Genomic DNA, 6,000 nt, shown 5'->3' with positions numbered 1-6,000 from the left:
GCGCTGGACGTGGCGGTGGCCGGCGCGGGCGACGCGCCCGCCGCCGAGCGCGCGCGGGCCCGCGCCTGGCACGCCGGGTTCGCCCTGCTGCTGGGCGAGGACGTCGACTGGGAGGCGGCTCTGGACATCGCCGACCCCGGCGACCGGGCCAGGGCCGAGTGGTTCGTCGCGCTGGGGCTGACCGACGTGCCGTCCGCGCGGGTGCTCGTCGAGAAGGCGCTCGCGACGTTCCGCGAGGTCGGCGACACCTGGGGCGTGGCGGCCGCGCTGAGCAGGCTGGCCCGCGACGCCTTCACCGTACGCGACCTGGAGGCCCTGGAACGCGACGGCGGTGAGAGCGCCCGGCTGTTCCGCGAGCTGGGCGACGGCTGGGGCCGCCTGCAGGCCACCGAGTGGCTCGCCGGGCTGTGCGAGATCCGCGGCGAATACGAGCGGGCCGCCCGGCTGTTCGCCGAGGACCTGCGCACCGCCGAGGAACTCGGGCTGTGGCCGGAGACCGTACGCCGGCTGTCGTGGCTGGGCTGGATCGCGATGAACACCGGCGACTACGCGTCCGCGATGGAGCACTGCGGCCGGGCGCTGCGGCTCGCGGACGGGCAGGGCTACCGCGAGGGGCGGATCTTCGCCCAGATGGGGTACGGCTACGCCGCCCGCAGGGGCGGCCGGCTGGAGGAGGCCGAGCGGCATATCGGCCGCCTGCTCGACGGCGTGCCGCGCGACGGCGAGCCCCCGCTGTTCCTGCCCACCGCCCTCGTCGAGCTGGGCTTCGTCCACGAGTCGCGCGGCGACGCCGAGGGGGCGCGCGCCCTGTTCCTGGGGGCGTTCGCCGCCGCGAGGAGGATCGGCGATCCCCGCACGACGGCGCTGACCGTGGAGGGGCTCGCCGCCGCGTCGCCGCCGGGGGAGTGCGCGCGGCTGCTCGGCCTCGCCGCCGCGGCCCGGCTGGCGCACGGCACCCCGGCCTCCCAGTCGGAGGAGGCCGAGGCGCGGCGGATCGCCGACCGGGCCAGGGACGCGCTCGGCGAGGAGGCGTACGCCGCCGCCCACGCTCACGGCCGCGAGCTGACCTTCGACGACGTGGCCTGAACCGCCAGGTGCTCGGCCAGCCGGTCGAAGAACTCCAGCCAGCCCGCCTTGGACTGCTCGGCGTGCTCGGCGTCGGTGTTGACCCCGAACTGGTGGAACCGCATCGTGGTGCCGTCCGCGTGCTCGTCGAGGGTCAGCGTGACCACCGAGGCGGGCCCGTCGCCCGGGTTGTCCGGGTCGCCGGTGGTGAAGGCCAGCCGCCCCGGCCCGGCGACGTCGCGGTAGACGCCCCGCAACGTGACCTCGAACCCCTCGTCGCCGACCAGCGTGGCCTGCCAGACGCCGCCCGGGCGGACGTCCAGCACGACCCGGTCGGCCGGGGTGGTGAAGATCCGCGGCCCGAACCAGCGGGCGAAACGCTCGGGGCGGGTCCAGGCGGCGTACACCTGCTCGCGCGGCGCGGCGAAGTCACGGACGATCTCGAACTCGGCGGTCTGCGTCATGGCTGCCCTCTCAGGCTCTCGTGGATCGGCTTCCGACGAGACCCACATTGCCGGGCCGCCCTTACGGTCTCCTTCCGATGTCCTTAAGGTCCCGCTTACGGTGCCCGGCCGGGCACCGTGCGAGCCGCATGTTCAGAGAAGGTCCGCCCGCCGGGCGACGACCTCGACGTGCCGGGCGAGGAGGCCGAGCAGGTCAGGCGGGTGCGGATCGTCAGCGCGGAGGTGGGCCAACGCCGCCAGGGCGGTCAGTGCGACGTCCAGGAGCTCGTACTCGACCTCCGCCCGCGTGGCCGATCGGCCCTTGCGCGGGTTCTGGCCGGTCATCCCGACGAGCTTCTCGATCACCTCGCCGGCCTCCTCGGCGACCTTGGCCACCCTGCCCCACAGCAGGGCCTCGCGGTCCCGCCCCCGGTTGCCGGGGGAGTCGTCGATCCAGGCGGAGAGGTCGCGGATGAGCGTGTTGGTCCGTTCGGGGTTCACCGCTCCCCCTTTCCCGGCCGCCCTGAACGGCCCTACAGGTCGGTGGCGATGATCTTCTCGATGTTCCGCTCGGCGAGCGCCGTGATGGTGACGAACGGGTTGACGCTGGTGTTGCCGGGGATCAGCGCGCCGTCGATGACGTACAGGCCGGGGTAGCCGGCGAGGCGGCCGTAGTTGTCGGTGGCCTTGCCCAGGACGGCCCCGCCCAGCGGGTGGTACGTGAGGTGGTCGCCCCAGATCTTGTAGATGCCGAAGAGGTCGGTCCGGTAGATCGTCCCCTCCTTCGAATTGATCTTGTCGAAGATCGTCTTGGCCATGTCGATGGACGGCTGCTTCCAGGCGGTCTGCCAGTTCAGCTCGACCCTGCCGGTGGCGGGGTTCCAGGAGAACTCGGCGCGGTTCGGGTTCTTGGTGATCGACAGGTAGAACGACGCGAAGGTCTCGATCCCGGTGGGCAGCGGCGCGACCTCGGCGAACGCGCCCCCCGCGGCCCAGTTGTCGATGCCGGCGCAGGGGATGGACGACTGGAGGGCGCCGGTCGGGTCCCACAGGTGGTTGGCCCGGCCGCACATGACGTTGCCGTTGTCGCCCCACCCCTTGCCGACCTCGCCGTTCAGGTTCGGCAGCGCGCCGGTGGCCTTCAGCTTCACCAGCAGCTTGCTGGTGCCGACGCTGCCGGCGGCGAAGAACACCCGGTCCGCGGTCACGGTCTTGGTGGCCGTGGTGTTCCCGCCGGTGTCGAGCTGGTCGATGACGACCGTGTAGCGGCCGCCGGACGCGGGGGCGACCGACGTGACCTGGTGCAGCGCGGAGATCGTGACCCTGCCGGTGGCCCTGGCCCGGGCGAGATAGGTCTTCTGCAGCGACTTCTTGCCGTGGTTGTTGCCGTAGAGGATCTCGCCGGCCAGCGCCGACTTGGTGGCGGTGCCGGCCGCCTCCTGCTTCATGTAGTCCCAGTCGTACACGTCGGGCACGAAGACGAACGGGAAGCCGGAACGCTGGGCGTGCTTACGGCCGACCCGGGCGTACTGGTAGCAGTCGGTGGAGTCGAACCAGGCCGGGTCGACGGTGCCGACCCCGAGCCCGGCGTTGGCGCGCGGGTAGTAGACGTCGTACATCTCGTCGGGGTTCACGGTCGGGAGGACGGCGCCGAAGTTCTCCCGCTTGGGAGTGACCGCCATGCCGCCGTTGACGAGCGAGCCGCCGCCGACGCCGCGGCCCTGGTAGACCGTGATGCCGCCGAACTCCTCGGCGTCCAGGATCCCGGTGTAGCGGGAGATGTCCCGGTCGATCGGGAAGCCGAGGAAGTAGTTGAGCGGCGCCTTCGTCCGGGTGCGCAGCCAGTACGACCGGTGGTCCGGCGACAGCGTGTTGCAGAAGATCTTGCCGTCGGAGCCGGGGGTGTCCCAGGCCATGCCCATCTCGATCATGTGGACGTCGACGCCCGCCTCGGCGAGACGCAGCGCGGCGACCGAGCCGCCGTACCCGGTGCCGATCACCAGGGCGGACACCCGCGCCCCGTCGGCGATCGGGGCGGGCGCGGCGACGGCCTGCGCCCAGGCGGGGGCACGCCCGCCGAGGGCCGCGACTCCCAGGAGGGAACCGGTTCCCGCGATGAATCCGCGGCGTGAGACACCCCGGGAACCTGAACCGACCGACGTGCTGTCACTCATGTGTCGTCCTCACTCTCGACCGAAGGGGGTTCGCGTACTGCGGCGGGATGGGGCGTGTTGCGGGATGGGCCGTGTCCGGCCGGGGCGCCGGATCCGTGGAGGCGGCCGGCTATCGGGTGCCGGACTGGGGATGGCCGGGCAGCACGCACACGGCGTCGAGGCCCAGTACCCGGTTGAGGCGGCCGAACGTCAGCCAGGAGCCGACGCACATGGTCAGCTCCACGATCTCGGCCTGGCTGTAGTGCGCGGCCATCCGGTTCCAGAACTCGTCGTCCAGACCGTGGTGGTCGAGGGCGTACCGCTCGGCGTACTCGGCGGCCAGCCGGGTACGGTCGTCGAACGCGTCGGTGGTGCGCCAGTCGGTCACCGCGTCGGCGAACGCCTCCTCGACCTTCCGCCCGTCGCGTTCCGTCCGCCAGTCGAGGCAGAAGAGGCACCCGTTGATCTGCGCGATCCGCAGCCGCGCGGCCTCGAACTCGCGCAGCCCGAGGGTCGTGTGGGCGTACACCGCCAGCGAGAAGGCCGAGGCGGCGGGGCCGATGCCGGGGACCATCTCGCCCCACACGTACGCGATCGGGTCCTTCCCCTCGGGGACGTCCACCCTCATGGGCGCTTCCTTCCGAGCCGGCCGGTCGCGGGGCGCAGCGGGACGTCGAGCGCGTCGTAGAGGCCGGGCTCCGCCTCCACGAGCCAGTCGACGGCGTTCACCAGCCGGCCGACCGCGGTCGCGTTCCCGCCCGCGGACCGGTTGCCGCCCTCGTCGGAGGCCTCGACCGTGACCTCGATGCGCGGACGGCCCTCAATGATCACGCGGTGCGCCCCGGTGCCGTCGGGCGGCGCGGGCCAGTCCGGCGCGCAGGACGGGTGGATGCGGGTGACGTGCTCGATCACGATGCGGGGCTCGCCCTCGACGACGCCCTGCACCTCGAAGCGGACCGCTCCCTGGGTGCCGGCCGCGAAGTCGCCCATCGACGTCGTGCTCACGGTGGAGTCGAGCGGCCGCCGTTCCAGGGTCTCGCGGATCTCGTCGAGCTCGACGCCGAGGGCGCGGGCCATCAGCCGCACCTGCCCGCCCCACACCATGGTCGGGACGGTCGGCGCGATCATCGGCGGCTCGTAGTCCATCGGCTGGCCCATGCCGACGAGGTAGCGGACCGAGTCGGGCTGGTCGTAGGTGGAGTAGTCGAAGATCTCCTGGCAGCGGATCACGTCCACGGTGGAGCCGAGGCCGCTGATCAGCAGCGGGAGCACGTCGTTGCCCCAGCCGGGGTCGACGCCGGAGACGAACAGCGAGCCGCCGCCCTCGGCGACGGCGGCCAGCACCGGTTCCCGCATCTCGGGCGGGGCGTTGCGCTGGTCGTAGAGCGCGTACAGCGAGGGTGTGACGACCACCGCCCCGGCCCGGACCGCCCTGACGATGTCGGCGAGGGCGTCGTCGGGGCGGATGTCCCCGGAGGCCGCGTACACCACGGCGCGGGGCCGGGCGGCGAGCACCGCGTCGACGTCGTCGGTGGCGGTGACGCCCAGGCGGTGGCCGAGGCCGGCCAGCTCGCCCGCGTCGCGGCCGACCTTTCCGGGATCGTGGACGAGCACTGCCGTGAGTTCCAGTGCCGGATGGGCCTCGACGGCGCGGATGGCCGCACGGCCCACGTTGCCGGTACCCCAGACGATTGTGGACACCATGGGCGGAGCGTAGCAAGCGCTTGTTTTAGTGCATAGGGCCCCCGCGCCCTCGATTTTGGTGCGCGTACCCGTGCTGACCTGCGAGAAGGCATGGCGGAGCCGCGCCTCGGCCCGGCCGCTTCCCGGGCCGTACGCGCCCCTCGGGTGTTCCCGGTCGGCGCGGCCGCCGTCCCGGGGTCAGGGGGCGGTCAGGGTGGCCATGGCGCGGTCCGGCTCCCAGTGGGCGCGCAGCGACGTGATCGCCCCCGCCGTGTCGACCGTGTAGACGATCACGCAGTCGACCGTCATGGTCGCGCCGCCGTCCAGCGTCATGGCGATGGAGGCGACGTTGGCGCAGCACGGCCCGTTGGCGAAGGAGTCTCTGACGTGGAAGCGGTACTCGCGCACCGTGCCGATGTGGGAGTCCCAGAACCTCCCGATCTCGTCGTGGCCCCGGTGCCCTCTGCCCTCGGGGTCGAGAGGCGAGGGGCCCACGGGGTCCTCCACGACGGCGTCGGGGGCGAACAGCGCCAGCCAGTCCGCCCTGCGTCCGGCGGTGACCGCGGCCATGGACGCCCGCGCCGCCCGGCGCGCGGGATGGTCCGCGTCGGGCGCTTCCCAGGTGACGGCGGAGGAATCGGTCATACCCGGGACTG

At 72.8% G+C, this 6,000-nt stretch carries 6 protein-coding genes and 1 pseudogene; 1 reads left to right on the top strand and 6 read right to left on the bottom strand.

Going from position 1 to position 6,000, the window contains the following annotated elements:
- Nucleotides 1-1,086: pseudogene (locus AWQ70_RS14090) on the top strand (AfsR/SARP family transcriptional regulator); the annotation flags it as partial.
- Here the strand turns inward: AWQ70_RS14090 and AWQ70_RS14085 are convergent.
- The 6 genes from AWQ70_RS14085 to AWQ70_RS14060 all read right to left on the bottom strand — a co-directional run bounded on the left by AWQ70_RS14085 (nt 1,050) and on the right by AWQ70_RS14060 (nt 5,989).
- The gene (locus AWQ70_RS14085) at nt 1,050-1,529 is read right to left on the bottom strand and encodes an SRPBCC family protein (RefSeq protein WP_067175437.1); all 480 of its coding nucleotides are present in this window, start codon (nt 1,527-1,529) and stop codon (nt 1,050-1,052) included. The pseudogene AWQ70_RS14090 and the gene AWQ70_RS14085 sit on opposite strands and share 37 nt — an antisense overlap.
- A gap of 132 nt (nt 1,530-1,661) precedes the next feature.
- Complete coding sequence (locus tag AWQ70_RS38860; protein WP_067175434.1) at nt 1,662-2,009, bottom strand: MazG-like family protein; 348 nt, start codon at nt 2,007-2,009, stop codon at nt 1,662-1,664.
- A gap of 32 nt (nt 2,010-2,041) precedes the next feature.
- Nucleotides 2,042-3,682 carry a GMC oxidoreductase gene (locus tag AWQ70_RS14075; RefSeq protein WP_084517005.1) on the bottom strand — a complete coding sequence of 547 codons (1,641 nt, stop codon included), beginning with the start codon at nt 3,680-3,682 and terminating at the stop codon, nt 2,042-2,044.
- 109 nt (nt 3,683-3,791) lie between these two features.
- Entirely contained in the window at nt 3,792-4,289 is a 498-nt protein-coding gene (locus AWQ70_RS14070) for a carboxymuconolactone decarboxylase family protein (RefSeq protein ID WP_067175431.1), read from the bottom strand.
- On the bottom strand, nt 4,286-5,365 hold the full coding sequence (locus tag AWQ70_RS14065) for an NAD(P)H-dependent amine dehydrogenase family protein (RefSeq protein ID WP_067175428.1): 1,080 nt from the start codon (nt 5,363-5,365) through the stop codon (nt 4,286-4,288). The genes AWQ70_RS14070 and AWQ70_RS14065 overlap by 4 nt, the downstream gene beginning before the upstream one ends.
- 177 nt (nt 5,366-5,542) lie before the next feature.
- Nucleotides 5,543-5,989 carry a nuclear transport factor 2 family protein gene (locus AWQ70_RS14060; protein WP_067175425.1) on the bottom strand — a complete coding sequence of 149 codons (447 nt, stop codon included), beginning with the start codon at nt 5,987-5,989 and terminating at the stop codon, nt 5,543-5,545.
- Between the last annotated feature and the right edge of the window lie 11 nt (nt 5,990-6,000).

Source organism: Microtetraspora niveoalba (assembly GCF_001570405.1).
Classification (GTDB): domain Bacteria; phylum Actinomycetota; class Actinomycetes; order Streptosporangiales; family Streptosporangiaceae; genus Microtetraspora; species Microtetraspora niveoalba.
Note: the sequence above shows the minus strand (reverse complement) of the source record. Positions and strands in the feature narration are given on the sequence as shown.

Excerpts from the sequence above, each read along its gene's own strand:
- AWQ70_RS14085 (WP_067175437.1), bottom strand. The coding sequence starts at position 1,529 with ATGACGCAGACCGCCGAGTTCGAGATCGTCCGTGACTTCGCCGCGCCG.
- AWQ70_RS14075 (WP_084517005.1), bottom strand. The coding sequence starts at position 3,682 with ATGAGTGACAGCACGTCGGTCGGTTCAGGTTCCCGGGGTGTCTCACGC.
- AWQ70_RS14070 (WP_067175431.1), bottom strand. The coding sequence starts at position 4,289 with ATGAGGGTGGACGTCCCCGAGGGGAAGGACCCGATCGCGTACGTGTGG.
- AWQ70_RS14065 (WP_067175428.1), bottom strand. The coding sequence starts at position 5,365 with ATGGTGTCCACAATCGTCTGGGGTACCGGCAACGTGGGCCGTGCGGCC.
- AWQ70_RS14060 (WP_067175425.1), bottom strand. The coding sequence starts at position 5,989 with ATGACCGATTCCTCCGCCGTCACCTGGGAAGCGCCCGACGCGGACCAT.